The sequence below is a fragment of the Marinobacter sp. genome, from assembly GCF_044799475.1.
Lineage (GTDB): Bacteria > Pseudomonadota > Gammaproteobacteria > Pseudomonadales > Oleiphilaceae > Marinobacter.
Genome location: NZ_CP085217.1, coordinates 3,505,419 through 3,521,402, shown reverse-complemented (window position 1 = coordinate 3,521,402; position 15,984 = coordinate 3,505,419). Strand labels below are relative to the sequence as shown.

The 15,984-nt window shown below is 59.3% G+C and carries 16 protein-coding genes; 5 read left to right on the top strand and 11 right to left on the bottom strand.

Annotated features, from left to right (window positions below; all coding sequences use genetic code 11):
- Positions 1–122 precede the first annotated feature (122 nt).
- Entirely contained in the window at positions 123–647 is a 525-nt protein-coding gene (locus LG327_RS16170; protein WP_404363479.1) for a chalcone isomerase family protein, read from the top strand.
- An 81-nt stretch (positions 648–728) separates the two neighbouring features.
- Here LG327_RS16170 and nth read toward each other — a convergent pair whose 3' ends face one another.
- The 8 genes from nth to metG all read right to left on the bottom strand — a co-directional run bounded on the left by nth (position 729) and on the right by metG (position 8,956).
- Entirely contained in the window at positions 729–1,370 is a 642-nt protein-coding gene (nth, locus tag LG327_RS16165; RefSeq protein ID WP_404363477.1) for an endonuclease III, read from the bottom strand.
- Positions 1,370–2,098, bottom strand: a complete 729-nt coding sequence (locus tag LG327_RS16160; RefSeq protein WP_404363475.1) for an electron transport complex subunit E — start codon at positions 2,096–2,098, stop codon at positions 1,370–1,372. The genes nth and LG327_RS16160 overlap by 1 nt, the downstream gene beginning before the upstream one ends.
- Complete coding sequence (gene rsxG, locus LG327_RS16155; protein ID WP_404363473.1) at positions 2,088–2,747, bottom strand: electron transport complex subunit RsxG; 660 nt, start codon at positions 2,745–2,747, stop codon at positions 2,088–2,090. Before rsxG ends, LG327_RS16160 begins: the two co-directional genes overlap by 11 nt.
- A gap of 3 nt (positions 2,748–2,750) precedes the next feature.
- Positions 2,751–3,803, bottom strand: a complete 1,053-nt coding sequence (gene rsxD, locus LG327_RS16150) for an electron transport complex subunit RsxD (RefSeq protein WP_404363471.1) — start codon at positions 3,801–3,803, stop codon at positions 2,751–2,753.
- Positions 3,803–5,656 carry an electron transport complex subunit RsxC gene (gene rsxC, locus LG327_RS16145; RefSeq protein WP_404363469.1) on the bottom strand — a complete coding sequence of 618 codons (1,854 nt, stop codon included), beginning with the start codon at positions 5,654–5,656 and terminating at the stop codon, positions 3,803–3,805. Before rsxC ends, rsxD begins: the two co-directional genes overlap by 1 nt.
- The gene (rsxB, locus tag LG327_RS16140) at positions 5,656–6,234 is read right to left on the bottom strand and encodes an electron transport complex subunit RsxB (protein WP_404363467.1); all 579 of its coding nucleotides are present in this window, start codon (positions 6,232–6,234) and stop codon (positions 5,656–5,658) included. Before rsxB ends, rsxC begins: the two co-directional genes overlap by 1 nt.
- A gap of 82 nt (positions 6,235–6,316) precedes the next feature.
- A complete protein-coding gene (rsxA, locus tag LG327_RS16135; protein ID WP_404363465.1) occupies positions 6,317–6,898 on the bottom strand; it encodes an electron transport complex subunit RsxA in 582 nt (193 codons plus the stop codon).
- 18 nt (positions 6,899–6,916) lie between these two features.
- Positions 6,917–8,956 carry a methionine--tRNA ligase gene (metG, locus tag LG327_RS16130; RefSeq protein ID WP_404363463.1) on the bottom strand — a complete coding sequence of 680 codons (2,040 nt, stop codon included), beginning with the start codon at positions 8,954–8,956 and terminating at the stop codon, positions 6,917–6,919.
- Between the two features lie 150 nt (positions 8,957–9,106).
- Here metG and apbC point away from each other — a divergent pair, with 150 nt between their 5' ends.
- The 3 genes from apbC to LG327_RS16115 all read left to right on the top strand — a co-directional run bounded on the left by apbC (position 9,107) and on the right by LG327_RS16115 (position 11,605).
- Positions 9,107–10,204, top strand: coding sequence for an iron-sulfur cluster carrier protein ApbC (gene apbC / locus LG327_RS16125; RefSeq protein WP_404363461.1), 1,098 nt, complete (start codon positions 9,107–9,109; stop codon positions 10,202–10,204).
- 162 nt (positions 10,205–10,366) lie between these two features.
- Positions 10,367–10,933 carry a dCTP deaminase gene (gene dcd / locus LG327_RS16120; protein ID WP_404363459.1) on the top strand — a complete coding sequence of 189 codons (567 nt, stop codon included), beginning with the start codon at positions 10,367–10,369 and terminating at the stop codon, positions 10,931–10,933.
- A gap of 72 nt (positions 10,934–11,005) precedes the next feature.
- Positions 11,006–11,605, top strand: coding sequence for a YjaG family protein (locus LG327_RS16115; protein WP_404363458.1), 600 nt, complete (start codon positions 11,006–11,008; stop codon positions 11,603–11,605).
- 38 nt (positions 11,606–11,643) lie between these two features.
- Here LG327_RS16115 and LG327_RS16110 read toward each other — a convergent pair whose 3' ends face one another.
- The 3 genes from LG327_RS16110 to purM form a co-directional block, all read right to left on the bottom strand.
- Positions 11,644–12,531 carry a DUF3108 domain-containing protein gene (locus LG327_RS16110; RefSeq protein WP_404363456.1) on the bottom strand — a complete coding sequence of 296 codons (888 nt, stop codon included), beginning with the start codon at positions 12,529–12,531 and terminating at the stop codon, positions 11,644–11,646.
- Between the two features lie 158 nt (positions 12,532–12,689).
- Complete coding sequence (gene purN, locus LG327_RS16105) at positions 12,690–13,349, bottom strand: phosphoribosylglycinamide formyltransferase (protein ID WP_404363454.1); 660 nt, start codon at positions 13,347–13,349, stop codon at positions 12,690–12,692.
- Positions 13,346–14,410, bottom strand: a complete 1,065-nt coding sequence (gene purM / locus LG327_RS16100) for a phosphoribosylformylglycinamidine cyclo-ligase (protein WP_404363452.1) — start codon at positions 14,408–14,410, stop codon at positions 13,346–13,348. Before purM ends, purN begins: the two co-directional genes overlap by 4 nt.
- 248 nt (positions 14,411–14,658) lie before the next feature.
- On the opposite strand from purM, the gene LG327_RS16095 reads away from it, so the two are divergent.
- Positions 14,659–15,975, top strand: a complete 1,317-nt coding sequence (locus LG327_RS16095; RefSeq protein ID WP_404363450.1) for a DUF2066 domain-containing protein — start codon at positions 14,659–14,661, stop codon at positions 15,973–15,975.
- Positions 15,976–15,984 lie beyond the last annotated feature (9 nt).

The following is a 15,984-nucleotide window of genomic DNA, read 5'->3' as shown; positions in this document are numbered from 1 at the left end:
CGGCAAACTGAAGTGCGTCCGAAAAATGGAAGCGCACTCAATAAATAATAACGACTCAAAAGGAATGGACGATGAACAAGGCCCTATCAACTGTTTTATCCTCGTTTTTGCTAACAGCAGTAATGCTTTCACCAGCCCATGCTGCGACTGTTGAAGGTGTGAATCTTCCTGACACCATATCAGCTGACAATTCGGAGCTGAAACTCAACGGCGCCGGTGTACGGTCAAAATGGTTCATGGACCTGTATGTCGGGGGACTCTATGTTCCTCAGACCACAAGCGATGCCCAGCAGGTTATTACTGCGGATGAGCCCCAGGCCATTACCCTGCATATCATTTCCGGCATGATCACCAGCGACAAGATGACGTCTGCGACCATCGAAGGTTTTGAGAATGCCACCAATGGCAATATGGCTCCGATCCAGGCAGAGATTGACGAGTTCCTGAAGGTGTTCGAGGAGGAGATCAAGGACGGGGATGTCTTTGATCTGGTCTATGTGCCCAACAAGGGCGTGAGCGTCCACAAGAACGGCGATCCCCGTGGCGTTATCGAAGGCCTGGAGTTCAAGAAAGCGCTGTTTGGTATCTGGCTGTCGGATGAGCCAGCCCAGGAAGATCTGAAACAGAAAATGCTCGGTCAGCGTTAAGTAGCTAGATGGCAGCAAGCCCCGGCCTGCTGTCATCCTCCGGTTCTGTCAGGCCTGCAGCCGGCCGTGACAGAACCGGCTTCACTCCATGTAATCCCGCTTGTGGGGATACTCGCACAGATCCTCAATGGCGCAGGAGCCGCAGCGGGGTTTTCGCGCCACGCAGGTGTAGCGGCCATGAAGGATGAGCCAGTGATGGGCGTCCATCAGGTAGTCTTTGGGCACTAGACGAACCAGCTTTTCTTCCACTTCCTTTACGTTTTTGCCGGGCGCAATGCGGGTCCGGTTCGAGACCCGGAAGATATGGGTATCAACGGCCATGGTGGGCTGCCCGAAAGCCGTGTTCAGCACCACGTTGGCAGTCTTGCGTCCCACCCCCGGTAGCGCTTCGAGGTCTTTCCGGCTATCCGGTACTTTGCCGTCGTGTTTTTCCACCAGCTGTCGGCAGGTTTTGATGACATTCTCCGCCTTGGTGTTGAAGAGCCCAATGGTCTTTATGTAGTCCTTGAGTCCATCCACTCCCAGATCGAGTATCTCCTGTGGCGTATTCGCCACCCTGAACAGCCTGGCGGTCGCCTTGTTGACACCGACATCAGTAGCCTGGGCCGACAGTATGACGGCAATCAGCAACTCGAAAGGGGAGGAATACACCAGCTCAGTCGTCGGAGTGGGATTGGCTTGCCGCAGGCGCTCAAAGATCTGGATCCGTTTCTGTCTGTTCATTACGACTGTTCCTGCGAAGCCTGTCCGGTCACCCGGACCCGCTTGCTGCCAGCGACTGGTCCCTCTGCTGCAGTTGCCCGGCGACTTTCGGCAATGTGGTAATCAATACGGTTCTTGAGAGCAATCAGCAGTCCAAGGCCCACAAAGGCACCTGGGGGCAGTACCATGAACAGCACATCCGGGTAACCGGAAACCGGTCCGATCTGCCAGTCCGAGGCCATGGGTCCCAGCAGCAGTTCCATGTTGGCAAACAGCGTGCCCTGTCCGACGATTTCCCGCATGCCTCCAAGAACAACCAGCACCACCAGAAAGCCCGCCCCCATCATGGCCCCATCCAGCACTGCTGCTCCGGGGCTGTTTCTGGAGGCAAAGGCATCGGCCCGACCCAGGATTGCACAGTTGGTGACAATCAACGGGATGAAAATGCCGAGGATCTGGTAAAGCTCGTAGGTGAAAGCCTGCATCAGGAGTTCGGCGCAGGTTACCAGAGAGGCAATGATCATCACGAATGCCGGCAGACGAACCGAGTCCGTCACATAAGTGCGAATCACTGACACCGCGAGGTTTGAGCCGGTGAGCACCATTAGCGTGGCCAGGCCCAGGCCAATGGCGTTCACCACCGTGCTTGTGACAGCCAGCAGGGGACAGAGCCCCAGAACCTGCACGAGGGCCGGGTTATTGGTCCAGAGTCCGTCCCGGATTATTTCCGAACGGGTTTTAGTTGCCATTGGCCAGGCTCCTTTCTGTGTCTGTACTCCGGTGGTCCAGCAGCGACTGGCGGTTCTCGCGGAAGTAAATCAGCGCGTCCCTGACCGCCTGCACTACTGCCCTGGGTGTAATGGTAGCACCGGTAAACTGGTCGAAGACGCCGTTGTCTTTGGCAACCGCCCAGTCTTCCCGCTCCGGATTGCCCAGCGACCGGCCATTGAAGGATTTTATCCAGTCCGATTTCCGGAGTTCTATTCTGTCGCCCAGCCCTGGCGTTTCCCTGTGGCTGGTCACCCGGACACCGAGGATTTCACCCCGGGTATCAACCCCGACCAGCAGCCGGATGTCACCTGAGTAGCCGTTTCTGGCCACGACGGGAAGAATGATCCCCACAGGTTTACCATCCTCTCTGGCAATCCAGGCCTGTGCCGGCTTTCGAAGGCCAAGCAACGGCTCGGGTTGCAGGGGCACGGTGTCCGAGAGGAGGTCGTTGTCATGACGGCTCTCCGGGATGATCTCGAACAGGGCAGCAGCTTCAGCCTTGCGCACCTGCTGGACAATGCGCTCCTCTGTCAGAACCTGGGTAACAGCAATGGGGCCGGCGGTGATTACGGCGAAGATGGCGAGTCCCAGAGCACTGCGGCGCATGGATTGTCCGATGGCGGCCATGGGTTACTCCGGATTCCGGCCGGCCAGGCCCCGTCGGGGCTTTTTATGCCCGTAGGTCCGCGGCGGCGTGTAGTGATCGATGAAGGGGACGGAAAAATTCATCAGAAGCACGGCGAAGGCGACTGCATCAGGGTAACTGCCCCAGGTCCGAATAATGTAGAGAAGCACGCCGATGCCGGCACCATAGATCAGTTTGCCCTGGTGGCTGGTGGCCGCCGAGACCGGGTCCGTGGCAATGAAAAAGGCCCCCAGCATGGTAGCACCAGCCAGCAGGTGCAGGGACAGCGGCGCGTACTGATCCGGATTGGTGCCAAAGGCCAGGCTCATGATGGCCAGGCCTCCCAGCATGCTCAGCGGGATGTGCCAGGTGATGATCCGCAGAACAACAAGGCCAATGCCGCCGGCCAGAAAGGCCAGATTCACCCACTCCCACCCCCGGGCAATACCCTCGCCAAAACTGGGGTGCTGGCGTACTTCCGAGGCTATCTTTGCTGTTATCTCGTTTTTGTAGACATCCAGCGGTGTTGCCATGGTGAAGGCATCAACGGCCAGCAGCTTGCCGGAAAAAATGACCCCCAGGGTTTCTAAAAGCCCGGGTGCGCCACTGTTGAGGCCCGCTGGCGCTGCCCAGTTGGTGGTCAGGGCTACGGGGAACGAGATGAGAACAAGTGCATAGCCGACCATCGCGGGGTTGAAGGGATTGGACCCGAGACCGCCATAGAGCTGTTTTGCCATGATGATGGCGGTGATAACGGCAATTGCCGATACCCACCAGGGAGCGAAGGGCGGGAGCGCAAGCCCCAGAAGGAGCCCGGTGACCGCCGCTGTGTTGTCTTTCAGGAAGAACATCACCGGCTTGCCCCGCATCCTGAGAACCCCGGCTTCCGCCGCCAGTGCCAGAGCTACGCACCAGATCACGTTGATCAGATTGCCCCAGCCAAAAAACAGGGTCTGGGCAAGGAGTCCAGGCACTGCCGCAACCATCACGAGAAACATGACCCGGGACGTGGAGCGGGCGTTACGGGCATGGGGGGAGGACTGCTGTCTGAATGCCATCAGCTACCGGCCTGATCATTTGAGTGGGTGGTTGACCGGCTGTCGCCTTTGGCCGAATGCAGAGCCTGTTCTGCCCGGGACACGCGATCCCGGTTTTTGGCCACGGCCCGCTCAAGTTTCTCGACGTTGTCGGCTCTGGCTTGCCGGGCTTCCTCCAGCATGGTTTCCATGGTGGCCAGTTTGTCTCTGGCCTGCTCCAGCTGTTTCCTGAGGCTGTCCAGGTCCGGGCCCTCCGGCACCTCAGTCGGGCTGGCAGTAGTGGCCGCTCCGTCCGCAGGATGTACACTTCCCTCTGCGGTGGCTCTGGCTTTGCGGGCGAGGGCTTCCTCCACGACTTTAGAGCCGGTTTTGCGGGTATCCACGGAAACAGGCGTGCCATCTGGCTGCTCTTCCTGCCGGGCCTTTTTCGCCTGGGCTTCCGCCGCGGCCCGGGCGCGTTCCTGCCTGCGCGCCTCTTTTTCGGCCTGCTCCCGCTCCAGCCTTGCCTGCCGGGCCTCGAAGCGCTGGCGAGCCTGGTCGGATTTCAGCGTCTCTATCCGGTGGGTGCGGATTTCGCCCTTGGCGAAGCGATAATACTGCACCAGGGGAATGCTGCTGGGGCAGACATAGGAGCAGACACCGCACTCGATGCAGTCGAACAGATTCAGGTGTTCGGCCTTGTCGAATTCTTCCGCCCGCGCATGCCAGAACAGCTGTTGCGGCAGCAATTCCATGGGACAGGCTTCGGAACAGGCGCCGCACCGGATGCAGGGCTGTTCCGGCGGCTGCTGTCCGAGTTCCCCGTGGGCGGCTGCAATCAGGCAATTGGTGGTCTTGATCACGGGGACCTGATCAGTCTGCAGGGTATAACCCATCATCGGGCCTCCCAGAATCAGACGCTCGAGTCGGTCAGGCTCCAGGCCTGCCTGTGCGAGCAGGTGGCTGACGGGCGTACCCAAAAGCACCTCGTAGTTGGCCGGTTCCCGGATCGCCTGGCCGGTAACGGTGGTGATCCGCGATATCAGTGGTTCTCCAAGATGGACGGCCCGCGCCACCGCTACGGCAGTGCCAACGTTCTGGCACATGACCCCTGTGTCCGCGGGAATGCCGCCATGAGGAACCTCGCGCCCAGTGAGAATCTGGATAAGCTGTTTTTCACCACCGGAGGGGTATCGGGTGGGGATGACTACCACTTCGATACGGGTTTGACCGGCAGCCTGCTTCAGGGCCTGGATGGCCTCCGGCTTGTTATCCTCAATCCCAATGACGCAACGCTCTGGCTCCAGAATCCAGGCCATGATCTCCATACCGCTGATCACCTGATCGGCTTTCGTCCGCATGAGTGTGTCATCGGCGGTAATGTAGGGCTCGCACTCGGCGCCGTTGAGAATGAGAATGTCGACCTTGTCCTGTTCTGGTGGCCGGAGCTTTATGCTGGTGGGAAAACCAGCGCCCCCCAGCCCGACAATGCCGCTGTCCCGGATGTGGATCAGTATGTCCTGGCGCTCATGCTGGTGATAATCGGCCAGAGCTTTGCGGGTGCCCCAGGTATCCTGACCGTCGGGTACCAGTGAGATGCACCAGTCCAGGAGGCCGGAAGGGTGAGGAACAGCGGCCTTCTCGATGGCCTCAATGGTGCCGGAAGTGGGGGCATGCACCGGTACTCCCATGGTGCCAATGGCGTCCGCAATAACGTCGCCCTTCAGAACTCTGTCTCCCGGCTCAACCCGGGTTTCGGCGGGGGACCCGATATGCTGTTGCAGGGGAATTACCAGCCGGTCCGGGAGGCTGGACTGTTGCAGGGGGCGCACAGTGGACTGGTGCTTGTTTTCCTCCGGATGAATGCCGCCGGGGAAACTCCAGAGCTTTGTCATCAAGCCCCCACCTTCTGGCGGTCAGTGGCAATAATGTCTGCTTTGGGCGGATGCCAGGTCCAGCTGCGGATGTCCGTCTCAATGGTGATCATGTCTATGCAGTCCACGGGGCAGGGCTCCACACAGAGGTCGCAGCCGGTGCACTCGCTTTCGATTACCGTATGCATGTGTTTGGCGGCACCAAGAATGGCATCGACCGGGCAGGCCTGGATGCACTTTGTGCAGCCGATGCACTCATCTTCACGGATGACGGCTACCCGGGTTTCCTGCTCAACCCCATGCTCGGCATCCAGCGGCTGGGGTTCCACATCCAGCAGGTCCGCGAGGGCCCGGATGGTACCTTCTCCACCCGGCGGGCACTTGTTAATGGCATCGCCATTGGCAATGGATTCGGCATAGGGTCTGCAGCCCGGAAAGCCGCACTGACCGCACTGGGTCTGAGGTAGAAGGGCATCGATCTGCTCCACCAGCGGATTGCCCTCCACCCGGAAGCGCTCTGCCGCGTAACCCAGAATGGCACCAAAAATGGCGCCCAGCACCAGCAGCACGGCAATCGCAAGAAGGATGCTGGCCCACATCAGGCTACCACTCCCGTATTTCGCGAATTGTTCATGGCGTCTGGCATTTCCGGATCTCTTAGTCTCATCAGGTGGTATCGGGTTAAACGGCGACCAGGCCAGTAAAGCCCATAAACGCCAGTGACATGAGGCCGGCCGTCACCATGCCAATGGCTGCGCCCCGGAAAGCCACCGGGACGTCCGATACGGCGATGCGCTCACGCATGGCGGCAAACAGGATGAGCACGAGGGAAAACCCTCCGGCGGCCCCCAGACCATAAAGCACCGATTCCACGAAATTGTTGTTCCTGTTCAGGTTGAGCAGGGCAACCCCCAGCACGGCACAGTTGGTGGTGATCAGCGGCAGGAAAATGCCCAGTACCCGGTACAGCAGAGGGCTGGTCTTGCGGACCACCATTTCCGTGAACTGGACCACCACCGCAATCACCAGAATGAAGGTGATGGTCTTGAGGAACGCCAGGTCAAGGGGTTCCAGCAGGTAGGTGTAGGCCAGGTAACTGCAGACCGAGGCCAGGGTGAGTACAAAGGTGGTAGCCAGAGACATACCCATGGCGGTTTCCAGTTTGCCGGAAACCCCCATGAACGGGCACAGACCAAGGAACTGCACCAGCACGAAGTTATTTACCAGAATGGTACTGACGAGGATCAGCAGGTATTCAGACATGGGTCCGGCTCCGTCTGCTCACATGATCCGCATGCCCGGCGTGGCGCCGGAATCCGGAGACAGTATGAAAATGTCCTTGCCCCCCGGTCCCGCCGCCGGGACCATGCCCTCAGACAGGCCAAATTTCATCTTGCGGGGCTTGAGGTTGGCAACCATGACCGTAAGCCGGCCCTGGAGTTGCTCCGGTGTGTAAGCAGACTTGATACCAGCGAAAACGTTGCGTTCGCCCTCGCCGATATTCAGGGTGAGCCGCAACAGCTTGTCTGCGCCTTCCACATGCTCGGCCTTCACGATCTCCGCTACCCGCAGATCGACTTTTGCGAAGTCGCTGAAGTCAATTTCGGACGCGACAGGTTCGATTTCGGTGGCAGGCGTTGCAGGTTTGTCACCTACGGCTGCCGGCATTTCCTCTTTGGAGGCATCCAGCATGGTTTCGATCTGCTTCATGTCGACACGGTTCATCAGGGGCTTGAATTTGTTGATGCCGTGGTGTTCCAGGGGCGTTGCGCGAGTGTTCCAGTCCAGCCCGGCATTGAGAAATTCCCGCGAGGCATCCGCGGTCTTCGGCAGCACAGGCGCCAGGTAGGTCATAAGCAGGCTGAACATGTTCAACGCGTTGGTGCAGATGGCCTGAAGCTTTTCATCCTGGCCTTCCTGCTTTGCCACAACCCAGGGCTGCTCGTCATTGACGTACTGGTTGGCAGTGTCGGCAAGCTCCATGATGCGGCGCATGGCGCGGCCGAATTCCCGGGCTTCGTAGAACTCAGCGAGTTCTTCGCCGGCATCGACGAAGGTTGCCAGCCTGTCGGTTTCGGTGACTTTCCCGAGCTGCCCATCAAAGCGTCTGGTGATGAAGCCGGCGCAGCGGCTGGCAATGTTGACTACTTTGCCGACCAGATCGGAATTTACCCGGAAGGCGAAATCCTCAAGGTTGAGGTCCATGTCATCCACGCTGCCGGTGAGCTTGGCAGCGAAGTAGTAACGCAGATATTCCGGGTCCAGATGATCCAGGTAGGTGCGGGCCATGATGAAGGTACCCCGGGACTTGGACATCTTTTTGCCGTTGACCGTCACGAAACCGTGGGCAAAGACCGCACTGGGAGTCCGGAAATCTGCGCTGTGGAGCATGGCCGGCCAGAACAGGGCGTGGAAGTTGATGATGTCCTTGCCAATGAAATGGTAGACCTCGGCGGTGGAGTCCGGCTTCCAGAAATGGTCAAAATCAATGCCTTCCCGGTCACAGAGGTTCCTGAAACTCGCCAGGTAACCTATGGGGGCGTCCAGCCAGACGTAGAAATACTTGCCTGGTGCGTCGGGGATCTCAAAGCCGAAATAGGGCGCGTCCCGGCTGATGTCCCATTCCTGCAGCCCGGCATCCAGCCATTCCGCCAGTTTATTGGCAACCTGGGGCTGGAGGGTGCCGCTGCGGGTCCAGTTTTTGAGAAAGTCGGTGAATGCCGGCAGCCGGAAGAAATAGTGCTCCGACTCCTTTTCGATGGGAGTGGCACCGGAAACCGCCGAACGGGGATTGATCAGCTCACCCGGGGTGTAGGTGGCGCCGCAGGCCTCACAGTTGTCGCCGTACTGGTCCTCGGCTTTGCATTTGGGGCAGGTGCCCTTGATGAACCTGTCGGCGAGGAACATGTTTTTTTCCGGATCAAAGGCCTGGACGATCTTCCGGGTGGCAATGTGCCCGTTTTCCTGCAGCCTGCGATAGATGTAAGTCGAGAAGCTGCGGTTTTCCTCCGAGTGGGTGGAGTAGTAATTGTCAAAACGGATGTGAAAGCCCGCGAAGTCCTGCTGGTGTTCGTCGCTGATTCGCGCAATCAGGGCCTCGGAACTGATGCCTTCCCGCTCAGCCCGGAGCATAATGGCGGTACCGTGTGCATCGTCGGCGCAAACGTAATGGCAGTTGTGGCCGCGCAGTTTCTGATAGCGCGCCCAGATATCAGTCTGGATGTATTCCAGCAGGTGGCCCAGATGGATTGGCCCGTTGGCATAGGGCAGGGCGCTGGTTACCAGAATGTCGCGCTGTTTCAGTGCACTCGCTTGCGTCATGTTGAAGTCCGAACCTTGATAATGAATGGTTATGGCCAGAAGCGGGCACAGATGATACCTTCCGGGCAACTTTTTTTCATCTGATGTGGCGTGTTTCGCACGGATATTCAGAGTTTTATCAGCCGGATTTTCATTTCCAGGGAGACTCCCATGACGCAGATTTCCAAGCAGGCTCTTGAATCGGCGATCCGCCAGTATCAGGACCCCTATCTGGAGCAGGACCTGTACGAGCTCAATGCGGTCCGATCGCTGACCGTGGAGGACGGCCGGGTCAACCTTGAAGTGAAGCTCGGGTACGCCTCTGAAGGCATACATGGCGCTCTCAGGGAGCTGGTGCGCAACGCGCTGGAAGATGTTCCCGGGGTCACCGATGTAAACATCACTGTCAGCCAGAGCATCCGCGCCCACCAGGCCCAGAAGAACCTGCAGTCTATCGCCGGAGTCAGAAATATCATTGCCGTGGCCTCTGGCAAGGGGGGGGTTGGCAAGTCCACCACCGCGGTAAACCTGGCACTGGCCCTGCACGCTGAAGGTGCGCGGGTCGGTATTCTGGATGCGGATATCTACGGTCCGAGTGTGGGCATGATGCTGGGCATTCCCGAGGGCCAGCGGCCGAAGACAAAAGACGACAAATGGTTCATACCGGTTCCGGCCCACGGCATCCAGGCCATGTCCATGGCCTTCCTGGTCACTGACAAGACGCCGATGGTCTGGCGGGGGCCCATGGTCAGCGGGGCAGTGCAGCAGCTGCTTACCCAGACTCTCTGGGAGGACCTGGACTACCTGGTGGTGGATATGCCCCCCGGGACCGGCGACATCCAGCTGACCCTGGCCCAGAAGGTCCCGGTGACCGGGGCGGTGATAGTCACCACACCCCAGGATATCGCCCTGCTTGACTGCAAGAAGGGCATCGAAATGTTCCGCAAGGTGGAAATCCCCGTGCTGGGTGTGGTGGAGAACATGAGCGTGCACATATGCAGTAACTGCGGCCATGAAGAGCCACTGTTCGGGGCAGGGGGCGGAGAGCGCGTTGCGGAGGACTACGATACGGTCCTGCTCGGCCAGTTGCCGTTGCACATGACTATCCGGGAGCAGACTGACAGCGGTAATCCCTCGGTAGTCGCCGAATCCGATTCGGAAGTGGCGAGAAAATACCGGGACATTGCCCGCCGCGTGGGTGCGGTTCTGTCGCTGCGGGAACGCAATCTTGCCTCGCCAATTCCCAGCATCTCCACAAGCGATGACTGATCAGGGACGAGCAGGACTGGTGCCGGTGGCCCGCGCCGGAGCGCGGCCGGAATCTGCACCGCATTTTTGAGGTGCGGTTTTTGGTGTTGGCAGGGATCTGGCGTTAAGATACGGACCCGGCCAACTCCGGACATTTCCTGACTTCATTATGAGACTGCACTGATGAGCATTAAATCCGACAAGTGGATCCGTCGCATGGCCCAGGATCACGGCATGATCGAACCTTTCGAGCCAGGCCAGGTAAGGGAGTCTGCCGGGGGGCGGGTTATTTCCTACGGCACCTCCAGCTACGGCTACGATGTCCGGTGTAGCAACGAGTTCAAGATTTTTACCAACGTGCATTCCGCCACGGTCGACCCCAAGAACTTTGACGAAAACAGCTTCGTAAACGTTTCCAGCGACGTGTGCATCATTCCGCCGAATTCCTTTGCCCTGGCCCGCACGGTCGAATATTTCCGTATCCCCCGGAACGTGCTGACCATCTGCCTTGGCAAGTCTACCTATGCCCGCTGCGGCATCATCGTGAATGTGACGCCTCTGGAGCCGGAGTGGGAAGGTCAGGTGACTCTGGAGTTCTCCAACACCACCAACCTGCCCGCCAAGATCTACGCCAACGAGGGTGTGGCTCAGATGCTGTTCTTCGAGTCCGATGAAGAGTGTGAAGTCAGTTACAAAGATCGAGGCGGCAAGTACCTGGGCCAGATCGGCGTGACCCTGCCCAGGGCCTGATGTTGTTCTGACGAATAACCAGATGAGCGGATCAGTAACAGTGGCCAGGCATTGCCGGTCAGGGAGTCGAGTGTGAACGCCAATCAGTTTTTTAAAGCCCTGGAACAGCTGCAGGGCTGGCGGGAATTCGCCTTCCTGCTGGCGCTGGCGGAGCGGTCATTCCCCAACTACGCTCTTTTTTCCGATGCCATTGGCATGAAGGGTGGCGCAAAAATGCTGCAACTGCTGGACCAGGCCTGGGAGATGCTGCAGGAGCCCCCATCCGAAGCAGTTATCCCGCAGTTGCTGATGAAGCTGGAGGCGTTGACTCCCGACGTGGAGAACTACGACGTCTATGGAGTTTATCCGGCCCACGATTTCTGCCGGTTAATGGAACAGACCCTGCTGAATCGGCTCAATCCCTCGAAACACCGGGCCACCGAAGCTTCCGGCCTGGCGACCGGCACCGTAATGAACTTCATTGAAGTCAGCGAGGGCGAAGATCTGGACGAAGACCAGCTTGTGCGGCTGCTGGATCAGCATGAGCTGATGAAAGCTGACAAGGCATTTCAGCGGGACGTGGTGCTGTCCGTCAAGCGCCAGCGCACTCCCACTGCAACCTTTATCAAAAGCCTTCGGGAGCGGGCAGCCAATGACGGGGTCAGCAACCTGGGTATCTCACTGGAAGACTGACTCCCTGACTGTAACCGCCAGCCGGGGCGAGGCCCGGCTCAGTTCTGTTGGATATTCGCGTCTTCGATGTTGATCTCGTAGCGTGAACCGTTGGACTCGATCTGTACAAGCCTGACCAGCAGGTAGTCCAGTTCCGGTGCAAACCACATTACTGTGCTGCGCTTTTTCCGGGGAGCCCGGACCTTCTCCACCTTGACCGTGCTGACCTGGCCGAGTTCCGTATCAAGCGTTTCCCTGCCAATGACGGCGAATTCGTCACGGTCAAAATCGCCGTCGTCCGTTACCTGATATTCCATTTGTGTTTTTCCGGCCTTCAGGTCCTGCCTGAGCTGAAGCTGGTAGCCCATGGGATCCAGTGCACCCGGAACCAGCGCCATGCTGAATGATTCTCCCTCAAAGTTTCCGCTCACCGTCTGGTTCTCCCAGTCGTAATCGATGGTCCGTTCGCGGGAGCCAATCATGAAGCCTGACAGTTTGTACCGATAGGACAGGGGAATGACCTGGTTATCCTCCCAGCGGAACCGGAGGGACTCGTCGATATCTGCAAGAAAGGACTCCACATCAAATCGCAGTATCCATGTTCCGTCCGGCTGGGGTTCCAGCAGCCGTGTGGCTGAACCGTTGATTGTGACGCCTTTATCCATGGCCGCACTGTATGTGGCGCGCAGAGGCGTCAGGCTGATCGGCGGTGGCTTCTGCTCTTCATCCCGCTCCAGTTGTATGGGCTGCTCTGGCTGTTGCGGGTTCTCTGGTGGCTCGGTCGGTTCCGCGGTCTGAGGCTGCTCGGCCTTTCCCGTTTTTTCTGTTTTCGTGACACTGCTGCTTGCGGCTGGAGGATCGCCGCCGGCGTAGCTGGGGGCCGGAGCGCCCAGTGCGAGCAAAAAGAGCAGAACCGGGCAGAGGCGGCAGAGCAGAGTTATTGGCATGAAGTTTCCCTTCACAGATGTATTGCTGGCCCCGGTGTCTGTGCACCAGGGCGCTGTGTCTGTCTGCGTTCAGTGTAGCCAGCCCTTCGCCCTGGGGATGTGACGGTCCTGTCATTTACCGGGATGCAGTGACTCCCTCCAGGGCGGTGCCGCACCCCCTATTCTGTCAGCGTGAAGGGTCTGGGTAGCGGTGAACCATCGAAAAGAACCGTGTCACCGGCGAGCTGAAGGCGGCCTTCGCAGAACCAGCGCACCACGATCGGGTAGAGAATGTGCTCTTTCTGCTGCACCCGTTCTGCCAGGCTCTCTGGTGTATCCCCGGTTTTAATGGCTACTTCTGCCTGAGCCACGATGGGGCCTCCGTCCACGTCTTCGGTCACGAAATGAACAGTAACCCCGTGAAGCCTGTCGCCGGCTTCAAGGGCCCGGCGATGGGTATTGAGGCCAGGATACAGGGGCAGGAGGGAAGGGTGAATATTAAGCAGCCTGCCGTGGTATGCCAGTGCGAACTCCGTTGTAAGTATGCGCATGAAGCCGGCCAGCACGACCAGGTCCGGCGCATGACGATCAATCTCCGCCCGCAACATGCCGTCAAATTCGGCACGGCTGTCATAGCGCGTATGATCGACGGTAAAGCTTTCAATGCCGGCCTGGGCGGCCCGCTCCAGAGCGAAAGCCCCCGGCCGGTTGCTGCCAACTGCAACAATCCGGCCGGGAAAATCCCGCGCGCCGGCGGCTTCGATCAGGCTCTGCAGGTTGGTGCCATTGCCTGAAGCCAGTATCACAATACGGGGCTCGGTGATGTCTTCCCGGCTCATGACGTCAGAAGCCCTGGTGCATAACGGATTTCCGGCTCGGCAGTTCTGTCAGACAGGCTTTCAATGGTGCCAACCCGCCAGGCCTGCTCCCCGAGAGCCGCGAGGGTGTCCAGTGTGAGATCGAGCTGCTCGACGGGAACACAGAGAATCATACCGATGCCGCAGTTGAAGGTCCGGTACATCTCGTTATCGGCGACGCCGCCGGCTTCCTGCAGCCATTGGAAAACCGGGGGTAGCGACCAGCTGGCGGTATCGAGGGCCGCGCAGCTGCCGCTGGGAAGCACCCGGGGGATATTCTCCGGCAGGCCGCCGCCGGTGATATGGGAAAGAGCCCGGACGTCCACGGTTTTGATCAGTTGGAGCAGGTTCTTTACATAGATTCGGGTGGGTTCCATCAGGGCTTCGGCGAGGGGTCTGTCGCCGACCAGCTGATTGAGGTCGGCTTTGCTGACTTCGAGAATCCGCCGGATCAGCGAATAACCGTTTGAGTGGGGGCCAGAGGAGGCCAGGGCAATCAGTGCATCTCCCTCCTGAACCCGGCTGCCGTCGATGATCCCACTGCGCTCCGCTACGCCGACGCAGAAGCCTGCCAGGTCATAGTCGTCTCCCTCATACATTCCCGGCATCTCAGCAGTTTCGCCGCCCACCAGGGCACAGCCGGAAAGCTCGCAGCCACGACCAATCCCGTCCACGACACTGGCGGCAATATCCACGTTGAGCTTGCCAGTGGCGTAATAGTCTAGAAAGAACAGCGGCTCTGCACCACCTACTACCAGGTCATTCACGCACATGGCAACCAGGTCGATGCCGATGGTGTCGTGTCTGTCCAGTTGCATGGCGAGGCGGAGCTTGGTCCCGACGCCATCGGTTCCAGACACGAGAATTGGCTCACGATAGCCCGGGGGAATGGCGACCATGGCACCAAACCCGCCCAGTCCGCCCAGGACCTCGGGGCGGCGGGTACGGGCTGCGGTATGCTTGATTCGTTTCACGAGCTCATTGCCGGCGTCAATATCAACGCCTGCGTCGCGATACGTGAGGGAGGGTTTCTGTTCGCTCATGGTGTGGTAAACCGCCTTGGCCAGGGATAGGCGCGGGATTTTAGCAGGTGCGGCAGAGTGGTCCAAATGCATTTACCGGTGGATGCTCCGGATCCGTGTCCCGTTTGCCCGCTCCGGCTGCTGGTCGCTACTCAGTAAAGAGGGCATGGTGTATCCTAGGCGCCATCCCCGGGACTCACACCAGAGTGTTCAGAGCAGCATCCCTGACTCCATCCCGGGAATTATTCAGGAAATACAGGGTATAACACATGTCTTTACTGGCTTTAATGAAGCGGCAGGCGGCTATTCTGGCACTGGTCCTCTGGGGTGCAAGCGTTCCTGCAGGTGCAGTGACAGTGGAGGGCCTGTATACGGTCCAGGTGCCGGTTGAGAGTTCGGCCCCGAACGATCTCCGCGAAGGTTACCGGGAAGGCCTGGAAAAAGTGCTGGCCCGGGTTTCCGGAGACGGCGGTCTGCTCGACCAGGAATCCGCCCGCGACCTGCTGGCCGATGCGGAGTCACTTGTCCAGTCCTACCAGTTTCTGCGCCGCTCCGGGGAAGAACAGTCGAATCAGCTGCAGATAACTTTCGGGGCGGTTGGTGTGAACCGGGCCCTGGCCTCCATTGACGCCCCGGTCTGGGGTGCTAATCGGCCGCTCACTCTTGCCTGGATTGCCGTGGAAGAGCGTGGCGGCCGGGAACTGGTGGTACAGGCCGGTGGCGATGATACGACCGGGGCCTGGCGGCAGGTTTTCTCTGATGCCGCTGAACGCCGGGGTCTGCCGCTCGCGCTGCCACCGGCGGAGCGGGCAGAGAATCCGACGCTCCTTTCGGAAGTCTGGGGTCAGTTCATGGACCGCGTACGGGCAGCGTCTTCGGATCTGGATCACAACCTGCTGGCAGTAGTGAAGCTCAGTCGTGGGGCTAACGGCTGGCAGGGTGCCTGGAGGCTGGAGGGCGAAGGTATCGAGAACAGTGAGCAGTCGGTCACCGGGGGCAGTCCGGAAGAGGTGGCCCTGAATGTCATAGACACCTGGGCTGACATGCTGGCGGCGCGCTATGCAGTGGCCGCGGGTGAGGTTGGAGAGTCCGCCCGCGTTGATATCATCGTAGAGCAGGTGGATTCCCTTCAGGACTATGCCGACGTTATGGCGGGGCTGAACAGAATGACGCCGGTGGTTGCCGTCGACCCCGTGCGCGTAACGGCGGACAGGGTGATTCTCAAGGTGTCGTTTACTGGTGAAGTCTCCCAGGTAGAACAGTATATTTCGCTGGACACACGCTTTGTTCCGCTGCAGGCAGAGCCCCTGGGCCAGAATGAGCGATCTTCCGGACAAGCGGCTTCCACAGAGGAGGCCTCTGGTGAGGTTGCCCCGGGAGACTCCGGCACGGCGCCAGGGGAAGCGTCCGAAAGGGCTGCTGCCAGTTCCGGGAGCCCTGGCGAGGATGCGGAACCCCTCTTCAGGTATCGGCCTCTGGCCTCCGATCAGGAAGATGAGGCACAGGCGTTCGGGGAACTCTATCAGACACTCAGGTATCAATGGCAGAGCGCCCCGGTGGCCCAGCCCGAAGACACCAGCCAATAAACCGGCGAT

Excerpts from the sequence above, each read along its gene's own strand:
- LG327_RS16170 (WP_404363479.1), top strand. The coding sequence starts at position 123 with ATGCTTTCACCAGCCCATGCTGCGACTGTTGAAGGTGTGAATCTTCCT.
- nth (WP_404363477.1), bottom strand. The coding sequence starts at position 1,370 with ATGAACAGACAGAAACGGATCCAGATCTTTGAGCGCCTGCGGCAAGCC.
- LG327_RS16160 (WP_404363475.1), bottom strand. The coding sequence starts at position 2,098 with ATGGCAACTAAAACCCGTTCGGAAATAATCCGGGACGGACTCTGGACC.
- rsxG (WP_404363473.1), bottom strand. The coding sequence starts at position 2,747 with ATGGCCGCCATCGGACAATCCATGCGCCGCAGTGCTCTGGGACTCGCC.
- rsxD (WP_404363471.1), bottom strand. The coding sequence starts at position 3,803 with ATGGCATTCAGACAGCAGTCCTCCCCCCATGCCCGTAACGCCCGCTCC.
- rsxC (WP_404363469.1), bottom strand. The coding sequence starts at position 5,656 with ATGACAAAGCTCTGGAGTTTCCCCGGCGGCATTCATCCGGAGGAAAAC.
- rsxB (WP_404363467.1), bottom strand. The coding sequence starts at position 6,234 with ATGTGGGCCAGCATCCTTCTTGCGATTGCCGTGCTGCTGGTGCTGGGC.
- rsxA (WP_404363465.1), bottom strand. The coding sequence starts at position 6,898 with ATGTCTGAATACCTGCTGATCCTCGTCAGTACCATTCTGGTAAATAAC.
- metG (WP_404363463.1), bottom strand. The coding sequence starts at position 8,956 with ATGACGCAAGCGAGTGCACTGAAACAGCGCGACATTCTGGTAACCAGC.
- apbC (WP_404363461.1), top strand. The coding sequence starts at position 9,107 with ATGACGCAGATTTCCAAGCAGGCTCTTGAATCGGCGATCCGCCAGTAT.
- dcd (WP_404363459.1), top strand. The coding sequence starts at position 10,367 with ATGAGCATTAAATCCGACAAGTGGATCCGTCGCATGGCCCAGGATCAC.
- LG327_RS16110 (WP_404363456.1), bottom strand. The coding sequence starts at position 12,531 with ATGCCAATAACTCTGCTCTGCCGCCTCTGCCCGGTTCTGCTCTTTTTG.
- purN (WP_404363454.1), bottom strand. The coding sequence starts at position 13,349 with ATGAGCCGGGAAGACATCACCGAGCCCCGTATTGTGATACTGGCTTCA.
- purM (WP_404363452.1), bottom strand. The coding sequence starts at position 14,410 with ATGAGCGAACAGAAACCCTCCCTCACGTATCGCGACGCAGGCGTTGAT.
- LG327_RS16095 (WP_404363450.1), top strand. The coding sequence starts at position 14,659 with ATGTCTTTACTGGCTTTAATGAAGCGGCAGGCGGCTATTCTGGCACTG.